We start from the raw sequence: 24,716 nt of genomic DNA, 5'->3' as shown, positions 1-24,716 counted from the left end.
GGTGGGTCGGAGCTGGGATGATGAGTCCCAGCTCCGACCCACCGGTCGTTTGCGACATGCTGCAACGGGATCGCGCTGGGGTGGGCGTGCCAGTGGCGCTAAGACGAGTACGGGGAGGGGCCGCGTCGGTTTTCGTCCATAACTGCGCGTGATTACGACAGGGGCGCGCAGTTAAGGACGAAAATGGCACCAAAATCGTCCTTAACTGCGCGGGCATATGGTGATCGCGCGCAGTTAAGGACGATTCCAGATCATTGTCGGCCACTTGAGCAGCCGGTTACTCTGGCAGTCGGCAACTTCTTCAATCGGCTACTTGAGCAGTTGAGTATTCTGACGAATTGAGCGATCGCTGGTGGGCGACTCATGCCGACTCATGCCGGCGCATGTCGGCGCAGACTGCGCAGACGGTGCGCTGGCCGAGTCGCAATGTCGGAGCATCGGCGCATAATGGAAAAGTTGTGTCTGGAGGGGATTCCCGCTAGCACAGCACAGCACTATCGGTTGCGGGAGGAGTCCGCCGCGCGCATGTCGCCGACGTTCGCCGCTATCACCGCTTCACAGAAAGAAGAACCATACTATGGCTCCCAAAAAGAAGGTCACGGCGCTGATCAAGCTCCAGATCCAGGCCGGCAAGGCGAACCCCGCCCCGCCGCTGGGTCCTGCTCTCGGTTCGCATGGCGTGAACATCATGGACTTCTGCAAGCAGTACAATGCTAAGACGCAGGACAAGATGGGTCAGGTCATCCCGGTTGAGATCACCGTCTTTGAAGACCGTTCCTTCACCTTTGTTCTCAAGACCCCGCCGGCTGCGGCTCTGCTGCTCAAGGCCGCCGGCATCGAGAAGGGCACCGAGAACCCGCTGACCCACAAGGTCGGTTCCGTCACCAAGGCTCAGCTTCGTGAGATCGCTGAGACCAAGATGGCCGATCTGTCCGCTCGCGACGTCGAGGCTGGCATGAAGATCATCGCCGGCACCGCTCGCTCCATGGGCATCACGGTTACCGACTGAGAGGAGAAGGACAGATGACTAAGCGTTCCAAGAAGTATCGCGAAGCGGCTGAGAAGGTCGATCGTAACAACCTTTACACCGCCAATGAGGCCATCGCGCTCCTCAAGTCCATGCCGGAGTACAACTTCGACCAGACCGTCGAAGCCGTCTACCGTCTGAACGTCGACCCGCGCAAGGCCGACCAGCTGGTCCGCGGCACCGTCAACCTGCCTCACGGCACTGGTAAGACCGCCAAGGTCCTCGTGTTCGCCCGTGGCCCGAAGGCCACCGAGGCCACCGAGGCCGGCGCCGACATCGTCGGCGATGACGATCTGATCGCCAAGGTGCAGGACGGCTTCCTCGACTTCGATGCCGTCGTCGCCACCCCCGACATGATGGGCAAGGTCGGCCGTCTCGGCCGCGTGCTCGGCCCCCGTGGCCTCATGCCGAACCCGAAGACCGGCACCGTGACCATGGATGTCACCAAGGCCGTCAAGGACATCAAGGGCGGCAAGATCGAGTTCCGCGTCGACAAGAACGGCAACCTGAGCTTCCTCATCGGCAAGCTCTCCTTCGACGAGAACGCTCTCGACGAGAACTTCAAGGCCGCCGCCGACGAGATCAAGCGTCTCAAGCCGGCCACCGTCAAGGGCCGTTACATCACGAAGGCGACCATCACCTCCACGATGAACCCCGGCGTTCCGGTCGATCCGGCCACGCTCGCCTGATTGTCGCGTCCGAGTTTTCCGAGTTTCGGGCAATCTGCTGATCGGCCGCTGCACTGATCGAGCGCTGATCAAGCGGAGAGCCTGAAACCCACTGGCGAAACCATACATAGCAGGAGGCCTGCGGTACACCATGTGCCGCAGGCCTCCTGCTATGTAGTACGGTTCATGGCTCGTGTGTGGCTGTTGCACGAGTGTTTATCAAATGCTATTCACCACGTGTGGATGCGATATCCGAGTATTCATTCTTATTGATCAGGAGATCAACTGAGGTAATTCGCTTACCGGGATGGTCCTGCCAAACCTTGTGTCGTATGAGTCGCTGCCGCCGTATACGACGATGCGCTGTGCACGGTCCAAACCAAGTGTTGCAGAAAGAGCGTCAATCGTGGCAAAGGCATGGGAATTGAAGCTGCCGGAGGCTTTGACCTCGACGGCATACTGTATATTGCCACTTTTCTCGATGATGAAGTCAATCTCCTGCTTGGCATAGTCACGCCAGTAGTAGAGGCGAGGTCGGCGCCCCTGCGCCTGATACTGTTTGATGATTTCGACTGCTACAGCGTTTTCGAATAGGTTGCCACGATACGGGCTGGTCAGCACTTCGTCGCATGATCCTAAATCCAGAAGGTTTGCGGCAAGACCTGTGTCGTAGAAATACAGCTTTGGGCTTTTGACAAGACGTTTGCCGAAATTCTTATAGTAGGGGTATAGCCGGAAAGCTATGAAACTGGCTTCCAGAATGGAAAGCCATTCCTGCGCGGTCTTGCCATCGATGCCACTGTCTCGCGCAAGGCTTTCATAATTGATGACTTCGCCTGTCCGCACTGCGCATTGCACCAGAAATTGGCGGAATTGACTTAGTTTTCTCACGCCAAGTTCCTCGCGTACGTCACGCTCGACGTAAGTGTCGATGTAGCTGGGATAAAAGTCGAGCGGACTGATGCTGTTGGCGTGGAGCCTTGGATATCCGCCACGCCACACCCAGTCATCCAAGGTTTTGGGCTGCATGCCGGCATCCGACAATTCGGCATACGACAATGGCAGCAAGTACATGACCGCCACTCGGCCGGCGAGTGATTGGGAAATGGTTTTCATCAGCAGAAAGTTCTGCGAACCGGTGAGCACGAACTGTCCGTTGGTGCCGCGCTGGTCAACGATGCCCTGTAAAGCGGAGAACAACTGCGGAACTCGCTGCGCTTCGTCGAAGATAGCGTGGTTGCTGTATCTGGTGAGGAACGAATGCATATCATTGATTGCGAGATCGCGTATAGAGGGATCCTCCAGGGAGACATGCTCGAAATCGCTGAACAGTTCCTGAGCAAGTGTGGTTTTTCCGCTCTGCCGCGCGCCAGTCACTGTGACAATGGGGAATTGGTTGGCAAGAGAGCGTATTTTCGTTGACATGGCGCGGTTAATCAGCATGGGTGGCTCTCCTGCGGGCAGTTTTCGGCATTGCTATTCCGGATTTTCGTGACTTCTATTCCGAGATTTTAGCATTCCTATTCCGAGATTTTGGCGTTGCTATTCCGGATTTTCAGTACTTCTATTCCGAGATGGTCGCGCGAAGAGGCGGTTGACGGTTGCATGCCGCCGCCGATCGCAGGCATCAGGCATCGGCGATGCGGCCGAGCGCGATCGCGGTGCGCAGCACGTAGGCTTCGCGCGGATTCGTCGCATCCCAGCCGGTCGTGTCGGCGGCGCGCTTCAGCCGGTATCGCACCGTGTTCGGGTGCACGTTCAGCGTCTTCGCCGTGGTTTCCAGTGATCCACCAGAATCAAGGAACGCGGATACGGTACCTAGCGTCGGATCGTCGGGGCCGGCCTCCTTGAGACTGCCGTACACCGATGCGATCAGCTCGTTGCGCGCATCATCGTCCCCCAGCAGCGCGCGTTCCGGAAGCGCGTCCTCGGCGCGCAGCGGCCGCACCGATTCGGAACCGGCGACCGCCTTCGTCGCCGCCATCGTGCTCAACGCGGCGCGCACCGCCACGACGGCCCCCGCAACCCCCTTGCGCACCGGGCTGAGCGCCACCGCGGCGGAAGCGTCGAACGCGGGCATCATCGCCGTGCATGTCACTTCGGGCGTGACCGCCGCCTGAACCGTTGTCAACGCGACGCACACCCCCTGATGCAAGCCGGTCAGCGTGAGCGTGCCGCCCAGATCGCGCACCGCTCGACGCAGCTGTTGGCGGGTTTGCGCCACCGGTCCGCCGGGCGCTCCGGCGACGGCAAAGCATTGGAAATCATCCGACCAGCCGAGTGCATGAAGCAGCGCGGCAACGCGGTCGTCATGCAGGCCGGCGACCAGACATTCGAATGCGATCGTCTCCAGACGGTCGGTGCCGGGGCCGATATCTGAGACGCTGTTCGCATTGCGGCCGGCATTGATGGGCAAGGTCGAATCGGCTGGACCAGAGGTTGGTGCAGCGAACGCATCGGCAACAATCCTGGTTGTGCCGTTTGATAAGCCGGATGCGCGTGACTCCGGTGTTCGTGACTCCGGTGACTTGATCGACGGGTCGCCGTCTGAGGACATCGCAGAATCGGCTGCCGAGCTGGTTGAAGTCGCAGCAGTAGCGGTAGATGCTGCTGAGGCTGCAGCCGTGCCGCTGCCGAAGTTGGCGCTGCCGTCCATGCCCGATACAACGCCGGCAACGATCAGATCCAGCAGATCGCCGGCCGCATGGTGTGCGTCGACAACGGTCGAACCGCGGCCAGCCGAGTTGCTGGCAGCCGGACTGCGGCCGACCGAGCCTGAAGACCAGGCGAATCCCAAATCAATGCCAACCATGCCATTCAGCATAGTCGACCGGCGCATATTCGGGGAAGTGCGGCGGGGATAGGGGTGAGCCGAGATGCTCAGTGAGTGGATGTGCGGGTGCGCGGGTGCAGAGTAGTGCGCAATGGTGAACGGGGCGCGGGGTACGGGTGCTCGGGGTGCGCAGCGCAAGTTTTTCTCGAAACAAACGGCTATCTCGAGATTCTCTTGCGCTGGAGCCCGTCTCAGCGCAAGCTTTTCTCGAGCTCAAGGCAAATCCCGAGAAAAACTTGCGCTATCTGGTTGGAGGTGCTATCTCAGGTATCTCAGTCAATGCGCTATCTGATGTCCTGGCGCATGTCCTGGCGCAGCGATTCGCGCCAAAATGTGAGACAGACGAATCCGAACACGAACGCGACCGGCAGCATGTGCCGTTCGAAATTATTCGCCGGAGCGGTGATCATCACGCCCATCAGCAACAGCAGCGGAATATGCGTCATCAGCGTGCGCCACCGCCGCAGCACCACTTCCGCCGCACCGATCAGCAGCGTCAGCGTGACATACAGATTGCCGTGCATCAGCCAGCCGAGCACCGGAACCGCACTGCGCTGACGCACCCACTTCACCACGTCGTTGCGCCACTTGTGGTTGTAGTCCTTGATCCACTCGGTCTGCTCCTGCACGTAGGTGCTGTTCACGTAATACGACATCGCCACGTACGGCTGATCGGTCACGTTGAAATAGCCGAAGCACTTCGCCAGCAGCGCGTCGATCGCAATGACCGGATTCGCCTTGACGATCTCCAGCCACGCCTCGTTGAACCGTCGCATGTCGTCGGCGGTGACGGAACGCCACTTGTAGCTCACCTTCTTCGACTGGATGCCGGACGATTTCACCGGGTCGGCATCCTGCGGAAAGTACGCTTCGGCCATCTGATCAAGGTTGAAGATCGGCTCCAGCTTGTCGCGCGCGCTTTGCGGAATGCCGCCCGGATTGCGCTTCGCCACGCGCGCGATCTGCTGGATCTGCACGCCGCGGCTTTCGATCGGATCGCCATTGATGATGATGCCGCGGTCGATGAGCAGCGAGATGCCGCCATGGATCACGATCACCGGCAGCAGCAGCGCGGTCACATAAGTGAGCCAGCGGCGGCGATCGGCGATCAGCGCGAGCGTGAACTGCGCGATGATGATGTACCACGCGTATTTCGCGGAGATCAGCATTACGCAGCCGGCCGCGACGAACGCGATCAGCGTGCGCGCAGGCAGCGCGACGGGCGCCCGATCGGGTGCGGTCGCGGATGGCTGTGCGGGAGCTGCCGTGGTTGCCGGAGCTGCGTCGATTGCGGCTGGCTGTTTGGTTGTGACCGTTGGTGCGACGCTTTTCGAGGCGCTTGCACCGGAGTCTGCACCGGAGTCTGCGTTGTCTGCCGTGATCGGTTGGTCGCTTGCTGAGCGCGCAGAATCGGACAGTGCTTTGGACTGTGCTTTGGACTGTGCCTTGGACCGCGCATCGGATGGCGCTTCGGTCTGCGAATGGCGCTGCGCGCGGATTGCGTCAGCTACACTGCGTCGGTTGCGGCGCATCGTCGCATGCGATGCGGTGCCGCGCCAGGTGGTGTGAAGCTGGTACCAGATGCCGAACCACCAGACGAACGCGAACGCGAACAAGGGCGATTTCGTCAGGGAGATCGTCGAGAACAGCACCAGCGGGCACAGCAGGAAGAACCCGAGAATCACGAATCGTGCGAACGCTCCGGCCGGGCGGAGGGAGGCGCTGGGCTGGCTGGCGCTGTGGGGTATGGAGCTGGGCTGGGGAGCGCCGGAGTGGGCGCAGTCGCGGAGGCTGAGATTCCCGCCGCGATGATTGCGACCGAGCGATCGGCCATCTGGCGATCGGCCATCGATCGCGCCGCCATCGCGCGTCTGCATCGAACCTGCCCACGGCACGTTGAGGAACCGGTGCGCGGTCGCGGCGCAGCAGCACGCGGCGAACAGCCACTGGATCGCCGACAGCGCCACGAATCCGGCATCATTCGAGTCGGTCAGATACCGCGACACCGACGCGAACGCGCCGTAGATCACCGTCAGCACGATGTTGTGCTGATCGGTCAGATACGTCGGATCGCTCGGCCACATGTAGTGCGCGGTCGGATAGATGTCCATCGGCACGAACGAGAAGAATCCGATATACGGCTGGTCGATGCCGGTCCACTGATTCCATGCCCAACTGAATTCGCGAATCTGCGAGCGGATGTCCGCGCCGAATGCGGACAGCAGCGTGGTCGGCACCCACAGCCAGCCGATGAGCAGAATCAGCAGAATCTTCCATCTGCGGTCGGTCGCGCGCGTGATCGCGACGGGAACCGTGCGCGCTGCGGTGCGCGCTGCGGTGCGGATTGCGCGGGGGGTGCGGATTGCGCGGAGTGCGCGACTGGGGCCGGTGGCGTTGCCGGATGCGGCATCAGTCGCTGCCTCAGTCGCATCATCGGCTACGGCAGCGGCCGTCGCAGCAGGCGCGGTGCGTTGCGATGGGCGCGGTCTCTCCAGCGGTCGCGGCAATCCTGAGATGCGCGCCAAGCGGGCCATGCGCGCGATCGCCGGTAGCAGGCGGCCGCTGCCGGCGGATACCAGCAACGCCACGATTGCGAGCGTGGCGATGAACGCGAGCGTGAAATACAGCGTGTTGGTCCACGACCAGTTCGCGATGGTGGAATCGTCCCAGTAAAGCGGCCCCACGGCGACGCACAGCGCGATCCACAGGCACGCGAGCACGGCAAGCGTCCAGCGCGCGATCGCGCCGATTCGTGCGGCGGTGCTGAAGCGGCCGGCTGCGGTTGTTCCGATGCGCGCATCTGCGCCGATGTGCGCGGTTGTGGATGTGCGCGCTGTGGCTGCTGCTCCTGCTGCGTCGGTGCTGTCCACGTTCGCGTCGCGCGCTTTCGTGTCGTGCGGCGCGCGCGTTGTCGGCGGTGCGGAGGCGGTCGGCGGCTGCGAGGCGTGGGTGGGCTTGGTCATGCACAGTATTGTACTGTGCGGCTGGCGCGCGGCTCGGCGACGGCTGGAGATGCCGGCTGGATGCGTCGGCTGTGCGGCGGCCTATGCTTGGGAATATGAGCGAATGGCATGGCAACAATGCGGCCGACGCTGCGGCTGACGCGGCGAACGGCGTCTCAAGCGGCATCGCGAACGGCACTGTAGCAGGCGGTACTGCAACAGACAGCACGGCAGCAGACGGCATCGCGAACGGCAGCATCACAAATGACAGCGCGCGGCAGCGGATGCCGCGCACGGTGGCCGAAAGCGGACAGGTGCTGCTACTGGATTCCGTCGGCTCCACGAACACTGCGCTTCGTGAGCTGATCGCGGGCGATGCGCCACAGGGGCGCAGCCACTGGCCGTTCGCCGACGCGACGGTGGCGGTGGTCGCCGCCGACCGGCAGACGGCAGGGCGCGGACGGCTCGATCACGTCTGGAGCAGTGCGATCGACGATGCCTCCGCCGCGGCGGTGCGCTCGTTCACCGTGTCGTTCGCGATGCGCGTGCCGGCTGGCATCATCCATGATGCCAGCGTCGGCGGTTGGGTGCAGATGATCGCCGGGCTGGCTGCGCGCGATGCGGTGGTCGCCGCGGTATCGCAGGAACTCGGGGTCGCCGGGGATGCCGGCGGCACCGGGGTCGCGGAGGCCGCTCAACGCATTGGGGCGCATGATACGGCGCTTTTGGATGCCTGCGCTGCGGGACGCGCCGATCATGATTCGTCATGCGATGCCGCCGACCGCAGCGAGGAGCGCCAGACAGGTTGCGCGGAGCCGAACGAGGCGTTGCGACTCAAGTGGCCGAATGACCTGTTCTGCTGCGGCCGCAAGCTGGGTGGCATTCTCGCCGAAATGGTGGTGTTGGATGATGACCCGGATGCCGTGGCGGTGATCGTTGGCATCGGCGTCAATCTTGATGTGCCGGCTGACCGGCTGCCGACGGCGCAATCCACATCACTGTCGCTGATGTGGAGTGGCCTGACTGGTCGCGGGGCGGTGCTGCGCGATGCGATCGCGGCTGGCGTCGTACGTGGGATGCGTTCACGGTTGGGCTCGTTCGTGGTCGATCCCGCTGGCGCGGCGTCGGCGCTCGCCGATGAGATGCGGTCCGTATGCTGGACGCTGGGTCGGCCCGTCGAGGTGCACTATACGGACGGGGAAACCCTGCGCGGCACTGCTGTCGGGCTCAATGACGATGCATCACTCAGCGTGCGCGATGCCGATGGCACGCTGCACGTCGTCACCACCGGCGACGTCGGCGTACTGTGACGCGATTGTTGTGTGTGTGCGGTGCGTGCGTCGCACGTGCGTCGAACGCACCGCGGGGCTTAGAGGGTGGCCATGCTGTCAACGAGCTGTTGACGCGGGATGCCATATGGATTGTCTTGCCGATGATTGAGAATTTCGGCTTCGCATCTTTCCCAGTCAGCTCAGGCAATTGCGGAACAAGGCACTGGTGTGGTTCTGCTTGGGGCGAGCGTCTGAATTCGGCTTGTTTCACGACGCATCTTGCAGTTGTGTGTACCGGGGTCTGGCAGTTGGGAGAAAACAGGTGGCTCCCGTGGCGTGGTCGGCATCGCAGAACGGCGGAATTGCAACGATTGTGGAATTCCTGTCTGAATGCCTTGTCGTCATGTACTCGCCCAGCGGTACACACAACTGCAAGATGTATGCCAGAGAACAGGCATACCGAACCGGGATGGGTCGTATCGTCTGCCGTGCCCGACGTGCATGGCCTATGCGCGGCTTTGTGCTTGTAGTCTGGCAGCTCGGTCGGCGATTCGTTGACGAGCTATCCACCCTTCAGCCGTGCTTCGCGCCCGCCACCCGGCTCGCCCGTCGAGGGGAGCCAGCGTGAAATCGCGAACCTCTAGTGCAAGACGCTCGGAAGCGGGTCAGCGCAGCCGCGCGAGTCCGGCGGCGGCGAGCGAGGCGACCGCGGCCTTGATCACGTCGCCGATCACGAATCCCATCGAGGCCGCAGCCACCACGCCGAACGGAACATGCGTCAGCGACGACTGCACCGCGAAGCCGATCAGATACACCACGACCACGCCGCCGAGCAGCGACGCGGCGAAATAACGCGACGCCGTACGAAGGGAGGCATTGAACGAATCGGTGTGTGCGCGGCCCTTCAGCAGCGCGGCGACGATCACGCCGGGCAGGAAGCCGATCAGAAAACCGGCGCTCGGGCCGAACAACGCGGCGGTGGATGCTCCGCCGGCGAACACCGGCAGTCCGACGGCGCCGGCCGCAAGATAGGCGACTACCGCGCTCGCCGCCTCGCGCCAATCGAGCATCAGCGCGGCCATCATCACCACGAACGTCTGCAGCGTGATCGGCACCGGGGTGCCGGGAATCGGCAGTTCGCCCGCTGCGGCCGCGGCCCACATGAGTCCGGCGAACAGCAGCGACTTGGCGATGTGACCGGTGACGCGAAGCATGCGGCGGGTCGAGGAAGTGGATGCGGCGGTTGCGGAAGTGGGTTGCATGGTTACTCCGATCGTTGGTTGTGCAGGGACGCTGTGTGTGGGCTGTGCGCCGAGTCGTGCGGTTGCGCGTGACTGCACTATGTCGCACGACGCGCGGATGTCATCAGGTCGGGCGTATGCCCGGAGCCTTCCCCCTTGACGACACATCGTAGAAGGCCGCTCGGCGTCACGTTTGGTGGGAATCTACAAATTACGGATGCGGGCTTTGGAAATCCGCTGATTTGAGATGATGCCGGGGTGTGGGCATTACGCTTCCGCCCAGGGCCTTCATGGTCTGCCATGGTGTAGGGATTTGCCCATGGTGTAGGGATTGCCGATGTCCCATGTTGGAAGAAATGGCGGAATGAAGACGTTTTTGTTCCCTGCATCATGGGGCGTTCCCTACATCATGGGAATTTGCCTACAGCATGGGTCGGCGCGAGGCGGCGACACGCCACTGCGAGGCGGGCGGCGGCGCATACGCTTGCGTAACCTACGGTGACGTTTGTGGAACCGTACAAAACCGGTCCGTCCGTTTTGTGGCCGATGCGGTTCCCTGACGGGCCTCATAGTGGAACAGTTGATTTCATGACTCTATCCGTCAACAAACTTCTCGTGGCCAATCGTGGGGAGATTGCGCTGCGTGTGATTCGCACGGCCCATGAGATGGGCATTCCCACCGTGGCCGTATACGCCGAGCAGGACCGCGGCTCGCAGTACGTGCAGCTTGCCGATGAGGCCTATCTGCTGTCCGGCGACACGTACAAGGACACCTATCTCAACGAGGACGCGCTGATCGACATCCTGCAGCGTTCCGGGGCGAACGCCGTGCATCCCGGATACGGCTTCCTTTCCGAGGTGGCCGAGTTCGCGGCGAAGGTGCTCAGGGCCGGTGCGATCTGGGTCGGCCCCGCGCCCGAGGCGCTGACCGATCTGGGCGACAAGATCACAGCCCGTCGCGTGGCGAAGGCCGCTCAGGTGCCGCCGGTGCCCGGTGTGAGCGATTCGGTGCGGGATCTGCGCACGCTGCTGGATTTCTCGCATACGTACGGCTACCCGATCATGATGAAGCGCACCGACGGCGGCGGCGGTCGCGGCATCACCGTGGTGCGCGACGACGACGGGCTGCGCCGGTTCTATATGAATCATGACGCATTGCAGGGCGGCGATCTCGACGAATACTTCATCGAGAAGTTCGTGGACAAGGCGCGGCATGTCGAAACGCAGTGCGGCCGCGACCGGTTCGGCGGATTCACCGTGTATTCGACGCGTGACTGCTCGCTGCAGCGTCGCAACCAGAAGCTGGTCGAGGAGGCGCCCGCGCCGTATCTGCCCGACGAGGTGATCGAGCGGCTCAAGACCTATTCGCGTCGCCTGTTCGAAAAGGTCGGCTATGTGGGACTCGGCACCTGCGAATTCATGGTCACGCCGCAGCGCAAGGTGTATTTCCTTGAGGTCAATCCGCGACTTCAGGTCGAGCATACCGTCAGCGAGGAGGTGTGCGGCCTCGATCTGGTGCGCGAGCAGATCGTCATCGCCGACGGCGGACATCTGACGCCCGCCCCTGAGCCGCGTGGCCACAGCTTCGAGCTGCGCATCACCAGCGAGGATCCGGCGACGAACCTGACGCCGAGCTCCGGCACGCTGGAGCGGATCGTGTGGCCGTCCGGTCCGGGAATCCGCATCGACACCGGCGTGGAGACCGGCGATACGGTGTCGCCCAAGTTCGATTCGATGATGGGCAAGGTGATTGTCACCGCGCAGGATCGCGCCGCGGCGGTGGCCCGTGTGCGGCGCGCGCTCAAGGAGCTGGTGATCGAGGGCGTGCCCACGCCGGCGAGCCTGTTCGAGCGCATCTTCAATGATGACGAGTTCACCGCGGAGCACGGCCATCCGTTCGACGTGTCCACCAAGTGGCTGGAACGCAAGTATCTGAACCGACAGCCCGATACCGTGCGCACCGGTCAGCCCGCGTCGCTGAGCACCGGCGAGAACGTGGATGAGGCGCAGCAGAAGACCGAGAGTTTCGTGATCGAGGTGGACAATCGTCGAGTCAAGCTCACGCTGCCTTCGGATATCGTCAGCAGTCTCACCGGGGCGGCGCAGGCTCGCGGGGCGCAGCGCCAGACGCAGCCGCTGCGCGGTCAGGGACTGCACGCGGTCGAGACGAAGGCGCGCAACGACGGTGCCAAGTCCGGTGTCATTGCGGCGCCGATGCAGGCCGTCGTCACGCGCATCAACGTGGCCGAGGGGCAGCAGGTCGCCAAGGGTGATCTGCTCGTCGTGCTCGAATCCATGAAGATGGAGAACTACGTGTACGCGCCGGCCGGCGGCACGGTCACCAAGATCTTCGTCGCGCCGGCCGCCGGCGTCGAGGCGGGGCAGACGCTGGTCACGCTTGACGTGAACGGTGCCGAGGCGAAGCCGAAGGGCGCGGCCCCGGCCGGTGAATCCGCTGCCGGTGAATCCGCGACTGGCGAATCCACCGGCAACGGCGGCAGCGACCGTGGCAAGGAGGCGACGCGATGACCGACATCATGAGCTCACCGGCTGTGAAACAAGCCGTGAAACAAGCTGCCGCCGCGCAGCAGTCCGCGACGCAGCAGTCCTCGCTCCAGCAGTCCGCAACCCAGCCGATTCGCGCGGCCGTGGTTCGCGCCGCCGAACTCGCACGCGACGCCGAGGAACACGCCCGCGCCCGCCAGCATGCCAAAGGCAAGGGCACCGCGCGCGAGCGCCTCGATCTGCTGCTCGACACCGGCACGTTCGAGGAGATCGGCCGATTCCGCGGCGGCGACATCAACGGCGGACGCGCCGGTTCGGCGGTCATCACCGGATTCGGTGACATCTATGGTCGCCGCGTCGCCGTCTATGCGCAGGACTTCTCGGTGCGCGGAGGCACGCTCGGCCAGGCGGAGGGCGAGAAGATCTGTCATCTGATGGACATGGCCCTCGATCTGAAGATTCCGATCATCGCGATCGTCGACTCCGGCGGCGCGCGCATCCAGGAAGGCGTAGCCGCGCTCACCCAGTACGGCCGCATCTTCCGCAAGACCTGCGAGGCGAGCGGATTCGTGCCGCAGATCTCCCTGATTCTCGGCCCCTGCGCGGGCGGTGCCGTGTACTGCCCTGCGCTGACCGATCTGATCATCATGACCCGTGAGAACTCGAACATGTTCGTCACCGGACCGGATGTCGTCAAGGCCGCGACCGGCGAGATCATCAGCATGAACGATCTCGGCGGCGGCGTCGTGCACGCCACCAGGTCGGGCGTCGCCCACTACTTGGGCGAGGACGAGGCCGACGCGATCGACTATGCGCGGACGGTGCTCGCCTATCTGCCGTCGAATTCGCAAAGCGAGCCGCCCGTCTACGCATACGCCGCCACGCGGGCCGAACGCGAGACCGCGAAGCGCCTCGCCGAGATCGTGCCCGACAACGACCGTCAGCCATACGACGTGACCGATGTGATCCGCTGCATCGTGGACTATGGCGAGTTCGTGCAGGTGCACGAACTGTTCGCCGCGTCCGCGGTCGTCGGATTCGCCTGCATCGACGGGCATCCGGTCGGTGTGGTCGCCAACCAGCCGAACGTGCGCGCCGGCATCCTCGACGTGGACGCGTCCGAGAAGGTGGCGCGATTCGTGCGCCTGTGCGACGCGTTCAACCTGCCCGTCATCACGCTCGTGGACACGCCCGGATACAAGCCCGGCGCCGATCAGGAGCATGCGGGCATCATCCGCCGCGGCGCCAAGGTCATCTACGCCTACGCCAACGCGCGGGTGCCGCTGGTGACCGTGGTGCTGCGCAAGGCGTTCGGCGGCGCGTACATCGTGATGGGCTCGAAGGCCATCGGCGCGGACATGAACTTCGCGTGGCCCAGCTCGCAGATCGCCGTGCTCGGCGCGACCGGAGCCGTCAACATCATCCATCGCAAGGACTTCGTCAAGGCGAAGGAGGCGGGGCAGGACGTCGAGGCGCTGCGGGCGAAGTTCGCCGCCGAATACGAACGCACCACGGTCAACGCGAATCTGTCGCTCGAAATGGGCGAAATCGACGCGATGATCGACCCGGAGCAGACGCGCGACGCGATCGCCGAATCGCTGCGCCTGCTCGCCGGCAAGCGTCGCCGCCGTCTCAACGACAAGCACCATGGCAACGGGCCGCTGTGATTCTCTCACAGGGCGCGCCCCGCTCCCTGTGAGCGTAGGCAGCCCCAATCAGGACACCGTAGGCAAAGCCAGCAACGACACCAAACCAAACCCCAAACCAAACCAAGCCAAACCCCAAGCCAAACCAAACCAAGACAACGTCACCAAACCAACACAATGTAAGGAATGGTCATGAACCCCACCTTCTTCCTCAATAGACTCGCGCAGGGCGAATCGCATGTGCTCGCCTTCGCCGGCCAGTCCACGCCGTGGCCGGTCGCGCTCGCCGACCAGACCGGCGACCCGACGCTCGAAACCGCGCTGCACACCCATGCCGACGCCGCAGCGCTCAAACTCACCCCGGTGAACGCCGATCTGCTCGCCACCACCGGCCACCCCATCGACCTGTTCGGCTTTGCGCCTAACCCGGCCCGTCTCGGCGCCGCGGCCGACGCCACCGCATCGGTCGAGGGCATCGCGCTCACCCAGCTCGGCGCGCTCATCGATCTTGAGCATCTCGGCTATCAGGTCGCCGCAGCCAAGCCGCAGGCCGTACTCGGCCACTCGCAGGGCGTGCTCGCCGTGCACATGGTCAAAGCCATCGCCCAGGCCGGCTCGATCGCGGCGGCCGCCGACGAAATCGACGAAATCCTCGCCACCGCGGCCCTGATCGGCGCGGCCGGCACCCGAACCGCCCGCGAGCTTGCGCTCAACCCGCGCCACGGCGAGGCGACGCCGATGCTCTCGGTACGCGGCGCCACCCGCGACCAGGTCGAGGCGCTCGCCGCGCGCGTGAACAATCCGCGCGGTCCGATCGCCATCGCCGTGACCAACGCCGCCGACCACCACGTCATCTGCGGATTCCCCGACGACCTTGCCGCGTTCGGCGTCGAAGTCGCCAAGGAGCATGCGCATCAGGCCAAGCTGCGCGAGGAGAAGGTGCGCGGCGGGCGCGTGTTCGCCCCCGTGCTCGAATACCTTGACGTGACGCTGCCGTTCCACTCGCCGCTGATGAAGCCGGCCGTCGAACAGGCCGTGGCATGGGCCGTGGCATGCGGATTCGACGCCGACCGCGCCCGTGCGCTCGCCGAGGAGGTGCTGCTCAACCATGTGGATTGGGCCAGCCGCGTGCGTGCCGCGCTCGCCGACACCGATCCGGCCAAACTGTGGATCGTCGATCTCGGCCCCGGCGCAACGCTCGGCAAGCTCGTCGGCAACGTGGTGCAGGGCACCGGCGTCGGCGTGGTCGAGGCGACCACCATGGCCGAGCGTTCGGCGCTCGCCACCTCCACCGACGAACCGGCGCGCACGCAGAACTGGAAGGCGTTCGCGCCGCGCGTGGCGCACACGCCGGCCGGCGACCGCATCGTCACGAAGTTCTCCCGCCTGACCGGCAAGCCGCCGGTGCTGCTGCCCGGCATGACCCCCACCACCGTCGATCCCGAGATCGTGGCGGCGGCCGCCAACGCCGGATACTGGGCCGAACTGGCCGGCGGCGGCCAGGTGACCGCCGAGGTGTTCGATCGTCACGTCGCGCGGCTGGAGGAGCTGCTCGACGAGGGGCGCACGGTCGAATTCAACGCGATGTTCATGGACCGCTACCTGTGGAATCTGCAGTTCGGCGGCAAGCGCATCGTGCCGAAGAAGCGCGCGTCCGGAGCGCCGATCGACGGCGTGGTCGTCTCGGCCGGCGTGCCCGAGCTGGACGAGGCGGTGGCGCTGATCGCGCAGCTTCGCAAGGACGGTCTGCCATACGTGAGCTTCAAGCCCGGCACCGTCGATCAGATTCGTCAGGTGGTGCGCATCGCCAAGGCGGTCGCGCCGACCGTGATCCTGATGCAGGTCGAGGGCGGCTCGGCCGGCGGCCACCACAGCTGGGAGTCGCTGGACGATCTGCTGACCAGCACGTACGCCGAGGTGCGCGCGTGCGACAATCTTGTGCTGATCGCCGGCGGCGGCATCGGCACGCCGCAACGCGCTGCCGACTACATCGGCGGCCAGTGGTCGCGCGCCTACGGGCTGCCCGACATGCCGGTTGATGGTGTGCTCGTCGGCACGGCGGTGATGACCGCGAAGGAGGCGCACACCAGCCCGGAGGTCAAGAGGCTGCTGGTGGAGACGCCCGGCATTCCGGGGGTTGCCGCCGGTGCCGCTGCGGCTGGTGCCGCCGGTGCTGCCGGCGCTGGCGCTGCCGCCAAGGATGATGATGATCTGTTCGCGCCGGCCGGCGAACGCTGGGTGCCGTCCGGCAAGTCGGTGGGCGGCGTCGCCTCCGGATTGAGCCATCTGCACGCTGACATCTACGAGGTGGAGAATTCGTCCGCCGCGTGCGGCCGTCTGCTGGTTCGCGTGATGAAGCATCCCGAGGAGCTGGATTCGCGTCGCGAGGAGATCATCGCCGCGCTGAACAAGACCGCCAAGCCGTATTTCGGTGACTTGGAGAAGATGACGTATCTGGCGTGGGCTCGTCGCTTCGCCGAACTCGCCTTCCCGTGGGTCGATCCGACGTATGCCGATCGCTTCGTCGATCTGCTGCGTCGCATCGAGGCGCGCGTCGCCGACGTCGATCATGGTGAATTCGAGTCGCGGCTGGACGTGACGCGCGACGACGTGCTCACCGATCCGACGCCCGCGCTGGATCGACTCGCCGCGGTCTACCCGCAGTCGGCCGAACTGACCGTCACTCCGGCCGATGCCGCATGGTTCCCGGTGCTGGTTCGCGAATACCCCAAGCCGATGCCGTTCGTTCCGGTCATCGATCACGATCTGCTGCGCTGGTGGGGTCAGGATCAGCTGTGGCAGTCCGAGGATTCGCGCTATTCCGCCGATTCCGTGCGCATCATCCCCGGCCCGATCTCGGTGGCCGGCATCACCACGGTCGATGAGCCGGTCGCCGACATCCTCGGCCGGTTCGAGGCCGCCGCGCTGGAGCGAGCCAAGGAGATCACCGAGGAGGAGACGGCTGCTGCGCAGGACGCGGCGCAGGCGGCCGCCGACGCGCAGAGCGCCGCCGATGCCGCCGCGCAGGCCGACAAGGCCGACAAATCCGACAAGGACAAGTCGAAGGGCAAGAAGAAAGCCAAGAACAAGGCCGATAAGGCCGAGTCCGCAGCCGTCACCGCTGCGGCCGCCACTGTGATCGCAACAGCAGCAGCCGCAGACGCCACCGCCGCGGCGGCCGACGAGTCCGCGTTCGAGCCGCTGTATGCGACGATCGGCGAGGCGACCAGCGCCGAGGACTTCATCCGCAAGTCCCCGAACATCTCCTGGGTCGGCCACGTGACCGACAACCCGGCCTACGGCACCCCCCTGGGTGATCGGAACTACGAGATCCGCGCCGTGGACGAGGCCCGCGGCGAATACGATCTCGACATCCACCTCGACACCTACTGGGACAACGATCCGGACGGTGGCCGCTCGAAGCACGCCGTGCGCGACATCGTCATCCCGCTGACCGTGCCGACCGACGCGACCGGCGCGATGCCGATTGTCAACCGCGAACGCCTGATCCCGGACGTGTACGCGATGCTCGCCGCCACTGCCGGCATCGGCAACACGGCGATCACCGGCGACAAGCTGGAGGCGATGCCTGAGATTGCGGCGGCGGATGCGGGTTCGGTTGTTGCGCCGCAGGAAACGGATGGCTCCGTCGTTGGACAGTCCACCGGACTGTCCAACTCCTCGCGCGCTTCGCGGTTGGCGGCTGCTTTGCAGTCCGCCGGCGAAGCGCAGTCCACTGGACTGTCCAACTCCTCGCGCGCTTCGCGGTTGGCGGCTGCTTCGCAGTCCGCCGGCGAAGCGCCGTTTGGCGAAGCGCACGCCACGTACACGCTGTCCGCGAATCTCGGATTCGACCACGAGGCGGCCACCGGCAGCGCGCTGCCCGGCTCGCTGCGCGCCACGCGCATCGCGCCCGACGCGCTGGTCGGCCCGGCATGGCCGGCGATCTACGCGGCGCTCGGCTCAGTGTCGGTCAACGGCTATCCGATCATCGAAGGACTGCTCAACGCCGTCCATCTCGATCACCTCATCGAACTGGAGGAAACCGAGGACGATCTGCTCAAGCACGTCGGCGAGACGATTCATCTCACATCGTGGGCCGAGAACTACGTCGAATCAGCATCCGGCCGCGTGGTGACCATCCATGTGGTCCACGCCACCGCGGACGGCACCGTGCTCGCCCGCGAAACCGAACGATTCGCGATCCGCGGCCGCGTCTACTCCGACACGCTGCCGGTGGACGCGCCGGAATACGGCGACTGGCTCGCGCTGCACGCCGGCAAGACCGACAAGACCGAGACCGGCAAGGGCACCGACAAAACGACCGACGGCACCGCGGTCAAACCGACCGCCCGCCGACTCCTGCGCCGCGTCACCGTCACCGCGCCGGACGACATGACCGCGTTCGCCCGCACCTCCGGCGACTTCAACCCCATCCACACCTCCGTGCGCGGCGCCCGCATCTCCGGACTCGCCGCCCCGCTCGTGCACGGCATGTGGCTGTCCGCCACCGCGCAGCACGCGGTGCAGGCGCTCGACGACAAGGGCGCGCACTACGAGATCGCCGGATGGACCTACAACATGTACGGCATGGTCCAGCTGTCCGACCGCGTCGAAATCTCCATCGAGCGCGTCGGCCGACTCGCCCACGCCGGCATGGCGCTGGAGGTCACCTGCCGCATCGACGGACAGCTCGTCTCACGCGGCACCGCACTGGTCCGCGCGCCCCGCGCCGCCTTCGTCTACCCCGGCCAGGGCATCCAGAAGCAGGGCATGGTGCTCGACGAGCGCGCCAAATCGCCCGCCGCACGCGACGTGTGGGAACGCGCCGACAAGCTCACCCGCTCCAAACTCGGATTCTCGATCCTCGCCCTCGTACGCGACAACCCCAAGCAGATCGTCGCCAACGGCGTCACCTACCGCCATCCGGAAGGACTGCTCAACCTCACCCAGTTCACGCAGGTGGCGCTCGCCACCGTCGCGTTCGCCCAGACCGCGCGTCTGCGCGAAGCCGGCGCCGACATCTGGCCCGCCTACTTCGCCGGCCACTCGCTCGGCGAATACAACGCGCTGTCCGCGTTCGCCGGCGTGATTCCGCTGGAAACCGTGCTCGAACTCGTGTTCCACCGCGGCTCGACCATGCATCATCTGATCGAGCGCGACGCGCAGGGCCGCTCCAACTACCGCATGGGCGCGCTGCGACCGAACCAGTTCGGCGTCGGCAACGACGGCGTGAAGGCATACGTCGAATCCGTCGCCAAGGCAAGCGGCGAATTCCTGGAAATCGTCAACTACAACCTCGCCGGCGCGCAGTACGCCGTCGCCGGAACGATCGCCGGACTCAAGGCGCTCCAGGCCGACGCCAACCGCCGAGCCAAGGAGGCGGGCGGCAAGCCGGCGTTCATGCTCGTGCCCGGCATCGACGTGCCGTTCCACTCCACGCTGCTGCGCAAGGGCGTGCCCGAATTCCGCGACAAGCTCGACGCGCTGCTGCCCGCCGAAATCGACTATCGCGGCCGACTCGTCGGCCGCTACATCCCGAATCTGGTGGCGTCGCCGTTCGAGATGACGCGCGAATTCGCCGCCAAGATCCTCGACGTGGTGCCTTCGGAGCGGATTCGCGCCGCGCTCGCCGACCCGGCCGTATGGGATTCGTACGCAGCCGACGACCAGAAGCTCGGCCGACTGCTCCTGACCGAACTGCTCTCGTGGCAGTTCGCCTCGCCGGTGCGCTGGATCGAAACCCAGGCGCTGCTGTTCAACAAGGCCGCGCAGGGCGGACTCGGCGTCGAGGAATACGTCGAGGTCGGCCTCGGCAACGCGCCGACGCTCGCCAACCTTGGCACGAAGACGCTGCGTCTGCCGGAATTCTCCGGCGTCGACGTGGCCGTCTACAACGTGGGCCGCGACGAGGGCCGCGTGTACATGACCGATTCGGACTCGCTGGCGGAGCCGTCGGATGACGAATCCGGCGAGCAGTCCGCCGGTGCCGCCGCGCATGCATCCGGCAAGGTGGAGAAGGCCGCCGCCCCAGCGGGTGGTTCCGCGGTCGCCAAGCTCGGCTCGGCGGCGACCCCGGCCGCTGCTGCGCCGGCCGCTGCTGCGAAGCCCGCCGCCGCAACGCCGGCTGCCGCCGCAATGCCGGCGCCGGCTGCCGTGGCGCAGTCCGCCGGCGCCGACGTGCAGGATCTGCCGTTCCGCGCCGCCGACGCGATCGGCGTGCTCATGGCCTACTCCGCCAAGGTGCGACTCGACCAGATCGGCGCGTCCGACACCACCGACACGCTGACCAACGGCGTGTCGTCCCGCCGCAACCAGCTGCTCATGGACATCAGCTCCGAACTGGGCGTGGCCAGCGTGGACGGCGCCGCCGAGGCGACCCTCACGCAGCTGGCGCAGATCGTCAACAAGGCGGCCCCCAACTACAAGCCGTTCGGCCCGGTGCTCTCCGACGCGATCCGCGACCGTCTGCGCGCGCTGTTCGGCGCCGCCGGCGTCAAGCCCGCGCACATCCGCGAGCGCGTGACCGGCGTGTGGGGACTCGGTGACGGCTGGGTCGCCGCCACGACCGCCGCGCTGCTGCTCGACACCCGTGAGGGGGCCAGCTCGCGCGGCGGCGATCTCGCCAAGCTGCCGACCGGTGCCGCTGCGAACGCCGCGGCCGCCGACAAGCTCATCGATGATGCGGTCGCGCTGGTCGGCCAGACCAAGGGCGTGGCCGTTTCCAAGCCGTCCGCCGGTGGTGCGGGCGCGGCCGGGGCGGTGGTCGATTCCGCCGCGCTGGATGCGTTCGCCGCCAAGGTGACCGGTGCGGATGGCGTGCTTGCGACCGCTGCGCGCACGGTGCTCAACCAGTTGGGCATCAGCGCGCCGCAGGTCGCCTTCGATGCCGACGAGGCCGCGCGCAATGCGGCCGTGGTCGCCGCCGTCGAGGCTGAGCTGGGCGCCGACTGGCCCAAGCAGGTCGAGCCGCGGTTCGATGCCGCCAAGGCGATCCTGTTCGATGATCGTTGGGCGTCGGCGCGCGAGGATCTCGCCCGTGCGTTCTATGCGGGCGATGCGGCGGCGTTGACCGGCTCGTTCCGTGGGCTGGGGAAGGCCGTCGCCGATGAGGCGCGCTGGTATGCGGGCCGAGTTGCGGCGAAGATCGGCGCGGAAGGCGGCGCGACGGCCGTGGCTCCGCTGGCCGCCCTCCAGACCGCCTTCGAGCGCATCGCCGCCGAGGCGCTGGTTCCGGCGGATTCCGATGCCGCAACGTCCCGGTTCGCCGGCGACATCGCCGTGGTGACCGGCATAAGTCCGAATTCGATCGCCGCGCAGGTGGTCGAGGGGCTGCTCGCGGCCGGCGCGACCGTGGTCGCCACGTCGCACAGCTTCCGTCCGTCCGTCAAGGCGTGGGCGAAGCAGGCGTATCGCGAGCATGCCACGGCCGGTGCGAAACTGTGGCTGCTGCCCGCCAACCTGTCGAGTTTCCGCGATGTGGACGCGCTGGTGGACTGGGTTGGCCACGAGCAGCGCAAGGTCAGTGGCGCGACGACCACCATCCTCAAGCCCGCCTACGAGCCGACGCTGTTCTTCCCGTTCGCCGCGCCGCCGGTGCATGGCACGATGGCCGATTCGGGCGCGCTGTTTGAATCGCAGGCGCGTCTGATGCTGTGGGGCGTCGAGCGGGCGATCACCGGACTCGCGGCGATCGGCTCCGACACCGATGTGCGCCACCGTCTGCACGTCGTGCTGCCCGGCTCGCCCAACCGCGGCGTATTCGGCGGCGACGGCGCATACGGCGAGGTCAAGTCCGCGTTCGATGCGATCGTCAACCGCGCCCGCGCCGAGCATGGCGCATGGTCGGATCGCGTCACGTTCGCCCATCCGAAGATCGGCTGGGTGCGTGGCACCGGACTCATGGGCGGCAACGATCCGCTGGTCGACGTGGTGGAGCGCCACGGCATCCACACGTATTCGACCGAACAGATCGCCGCGAAACTGCTTGATCTGTGCACCGTGGAATCCCGCGAACAGGCCTCGCTTGCGCCGCTCGACGTCGATCTGACCGGCGGCCTCGGCAGCGAGCCGATCGACATCCGCGCCCTGCGCGCGGAGGCGGCGGCGGATGCTGCGGCGGCGGCTGCCGGTGCCTCGGCAGCGAGCGCCGCAGCGTCGGTGAATGCTGCAGTGTCGGTGAATGCTACAGTGGCCGGCGCGGCGGCTGCGGCGGCTGCGGCGGCGGATGATTCGGCGCGGGAAGCGGAGGGCTCCGTCGGCGGACAGTCCACTGGACTGTCCTCCTCCTCGCGGGAAACGGATGGCTCCGTCGGCGGACAGTCCACTGGACTGTCCTCCTCCTCGCGGGAAACGGATGGCTCCGTCGGCGGACAGTCCACTGGACTGTCCTCCTCCTCGCGTGGGCAGCGGATCAAGGCGCTGCCCACCCCGCACGTGCCGTCCCAGGCGCCGGTGGATCTGGCCGACTGGACGACCGTGACCGCCCGCCCCGAAGACGAGATCGTCATCGTCTCGATCGGCGAACTCGGCCCGTGGGGCTCCGGCCGCACCCGCGCCGAAGCCGAACTCGGCATCCACTCGGACGGCAGCGTCGATCTGTCCGCCGGTGCCGTGCTGGAACTCGCGTGGAACATGGGTCTGCTCACCTGGCAGGACAGCCCGAAGCCCGGCTGGTACGACACCGACGGCAACCTCGTGCCCGAAGAGGACATCCACGACCGCTACCATGACGAGGTCGTCGCCCGCTCCGGCATCCGTCCGTTCGAGACCGGCATGGGCAACGACTATCAGCCGGCGGACGGCGGCAGGTCCGGCAACGACGAGGAGGAGGCCGAGGTCTATCTCGACCACGACGTCACCTTCTCGGTGCCCGACGAGGCGGCCGCGCGCGAATACGTCACGCTCGACGCCGCGCACACCACCATTGCCCGCGACCCCGAATCCGGCGAATGGAACGTGACCCGCCACGCCGGATCGATGATCCGCGTGCCGCGCCGCGCCACCATGACCCGCACGGTCGGCGGCCAGTTCCCGACCGGCTTCGACCCGGTCAAGTGGGGCATTCCCGCCTCGATGGTCGGCGACGTGGACAAGATCGCATTGTGGAACATCGTCACCACCGTGGACGCCTACCTGTCCGCCGGCTTCACGCCGGTCGAAATCCTCCAGGCCATCCACCCGTCGCTGGTGGCATCGACGCAGGGCACCGGATTCGGCGGCATGATGTCGATGCGCAAACTGTATCTTGACCGCTTCCTCAACCACGAGATCTCGACCGACATCCTGCAGGAGGCGCTGCCGAACGTCGTCGCCGCGCACGTCATGCAAAGCTACATCGGCGGCTACGGCGACATGATCCAGCCGGTCTCCGCCTGCGCGACCGCCGCGGTCTCGCTCGAGGAGGGCTTCGACAAGATCAGGCTCGGCAAGGCCGACTTCGTGGTCACCGGCGCGATCGACGACATCGGCGTCGAGTCGGTGATCGGATTCGGCAACATGAACGCCACCGCCAACGCCAACGAGATGTACGGCAAGGGCATCGATGCGCGGTTCTTCTCGCGTGCCAACGATCGCCGCCGCGGCGGATTCGTCGAATCGCAGGGCGGCGGCACCGTGCTGCTGACCCGCGGCGACATCGCGGCGCGCCTCGGCCTGCCGGTCGCGGCCGTGGTCGGCTACGTGCACTCGTTCGCCGACGGCGCGCACACGTCGATTCCGGCCCCCGGACTCGGCGCGCTCGCAGCGGCCCGCGGTGGACGTTCTTCTGCACTTGTGCGCGATCTGGCGGCTCTGGGTGTGTCGCCGGACGACATCGCCGTGGTCTCCAAGCACGACACGTCCACCAATGCCAACGATCCGAACGAATCCGAGCTGCACAACACGATCGCCCACGCGATCGGCCGCACCGACGGCAACCCGCTGTTCGTGATCTCGCAGAAGACGCTCACCGGTCACGCGAAGGGCGGCGCGTGCGTGTTCCAGATCAACGGATTGACGCAGCTGTTCCGCACCGGCGTGATTCCGGCGAACGCGGCGCTCGACTGCGTGGACCCGAAGATGGCGCGCGACGACCACATGGTGTGGCTGCGCTCGCCGCTGACCGTCGGTGCCGGTGCCGTCAAGGCGGGACTTGCGACCTCGCTGGGATTCGGGCATGTGTCCGGATTCGTCGCGCTGGTCAACCCCGGTGCGTTCGAGGCCGCCGTGCTCGCCGCCGACGGGCGCGAGGCGCTCGACGAGTGGAGGCGGCGTGCGGATGCGCGACTGCTCGCCGGCCAGCGTCGCCTCGAAGAGGGCATGATGGGTCACGCGGCGCTGTACGAGCCGATTTCCGGCCGTCGCTTCCGCGAGGACGGCACACGCCTGGCGGACGGTTCGCGCTACAATGCGCACGAAGTCGAGAAGGCCATGCTGCTGGACGGCGACGCGCGACTCGGCGAATCCGGCTTCTACGAGGCCTGATTCGCTGGCTGCTGCGGTTGCTGGTTGCTGCGGTTGCTGTTGCTGCGGTTGCTGGCTGCTGCGGCTGCGGCGGTTGGCTGCTGCGGCTGCGGCGGTTGGCTGCTGCGACGATTGGCGGT

The 24,716-nt window shown here is 65.8% G+C and carries 10 protein-coding genes and 2 pseudogenes; 8 read left to right on the top strand and 4 right to left on the bottom strand.

Annotation, left to right across the window (positions count from 1 at the left end):
- The first annotated feature begins 577 nt into the window (after positions 1 to 577).
- Positions 578 to 1,009, top strand: coding sequence for a 50S ribosomal protein L11 (gene rplK / locus EHS19_RS08475; protein ID WP_151917324.1), 432 nt, complete (start codon positions 578 to 580; stop codon positions 1,007 to 1,009).
- A 14-nt stretch (positions 1,010 to 1,023) separates the two neighbouring features.
- Positions 1,024 to 1,716 (top strand): 50S ribosomal protein L1, encoded by a 693-nt coding sequence (rplA, locus tag EHS19_RS08470; protein ID WP_151917323.1) that lies wholly within the window; start codon positions 1,024 to 1,026, stop codon positions 1,714 to 1,716.
- Between the two features lie 252 nt (positions 1,717 to 1,968).
- On the opposite strand, the gene EHS19_RS08465 is transcribed toward rplA, so the two are convergent.
- Both EHS19_RS08465 and EHS19_RS08460 read right to left on the bottom strand, forming a co-directional pair.
- On the bottom strand, positions 1,969 to 3,138 hold the full coding sequence (locus EHS19_RS08465; protein WP_206666339.1) for an ATP-binding protein: 1,170 nt from the start codon (positions 3,136 to 3,138) through the stop codon (positions 1,969 to 1,971).
- 184 nt (positions 3,139 to 3,322) lie between these two features.
- Positions 3,323 to 4,105: a PucR family transcriptional regulator gene (locus EHS19_RS08460; protein WP_421745496.1), complete on the bottom strand. Its 783-nt coding sequence runs from the start codon at positions 4,103 to 4,105 to the stop codon at positions 3,323 to 3,325.
- Here EHS19_RS08460 and EHS19_RS11450 point away from each other — a divergent pair.
- The gene (locus EHS19_RS11450) at positions 4,104 to 4,559 is read left to right on the top strand and encodes a hypothetical protein (protein WP_241677169.1); all 456 of its coding nucleotides are present in this window, start codon (positions 4,104 to 4,106) and stop codon (positions 4,557 to 4,559) included. The genes EHS19_RS08460 and EHS19_RS11450 overlap by 2 nt on opposite strands.
- A gap of 253 nt (positions 4,560 to 4,812) precedes the next feature.
- On the opposite strand, the gene EHS19_RS11445 is transcribed toward EHS19_RS11450, so the two are convergent.
- On the bottom strand, positions 4,813 to 7,491 hold the full coding sequence (locus EHS19_RS11445) for a DUF6020 family protein (RefSeq protein WP_241677168.1): 2,679 nt from the start codon (positions 7,489 to 7,491) through the stop codon (positions 4,813 to 4,815).
- Positions 7,492 to 7,586: 95 nt separating this feature from the next.
- Between EHS19_RS11445 and EHS19_RS11440 the strand changes: the two genes are divergently transcribed.
- Positions 7,587 to 8,780 (top strand): biotin--[acetyl-CoA-carboxylase] ligase, encoded by a 1,194-nt coding sequence (locus EHS19_RS11440; protein ID WP_241677167.1) that lies wholly within the window; start codon positions 7,587 to 7,589, stop codon positions 8,778 to 8,780.
- A 626-nt stretch (positions 8,781 to 9,406) separates the two neighbouring features.
- Here the strand turns inward: EHS19_RS11440 and EHS19_RS08440 are convergent.
- Complete coding sequence (locus EHS19_RS08440) at positions 9,407 to 10,003, bottom strand: biotin transporter BioY (RefSeq protein WP_151917322.1); 597 nt, start codon at positions 10,001 to 10,003, stop codon at positions 9,407 to 9,409.
- Between the two features lie 567 nt (positions 10,004 to 10,570).
- Here EHS19_RS08440 and EHS19_RS08435 point away from each other — a divergent pair.
- From EHS19_RS08435 to EHS19_RS11760, 4 genes and pseudogenes are all read left to right on the top strand, one after another.
- Positions 10,571 to 12,511: an ATP-binding protein gene (locus EHS19_RS08435; protein WP_151917321.1), complete on the top strand. Its 1,941-nt coding sequence runs from the start codon at positions 10,571 to 10,573 to the stop codon at positions 12,509 to 12,511.
- Positions 12,508 to 14,154 (top strand): acyl-CoA carboxylase subunit beta, encoded by a 1,647-nt coding sequence (locus EHS19_RS08430; RefSeq protein WP_151917320.1) that lies wholly within the window; start codon positions 12,508 to 12,510, stop codon positions 14,152 to 14,154. Before EHS19_RS08435 ends, EHS19_RS08430 begins: the two co-directional genes overlap by 4 nt.
- A 171-nt stretch (positions 14,155 to 14,325) precedes the next feature.
- Positions 14,326 to 22,245: pseudogene (locus tag EHS19_RS11435) on the top strand (fatty acid synthase subunit beta domain-containing protein); the annotation flags it as partial.
- A gap of 297 nt (positions 22,246 to 22,542) precedes the next feature.
- A pseudogene (locus EHS19_RS11760) lies at positions 22,543 to 24,597 on the top strand (beta-ketoacyl synthase N-terminal-like domain-containing protein); the annotation flags it as partial.
- Positions 24,598 to 24,716 lie beyond the last annotated feature (119 nt).

Origin of the sequence: Bifidobacterium jacchi, assembly GCF_009078285.1 — a bacterium.
In the GTDB taxonomy this organism is placed as follows: domain Bacteria; phylum Actinomycetota; class Actinomycetes; order Actinomycetales; family Bifidobacteriaceae; genus Bifidobacterium; species Bifidobacterium jacchi.
Note: the sequence above shows the minus strand (reverse complement) of the source record. Positions and strands in the feature narration are given on the sequence as shown.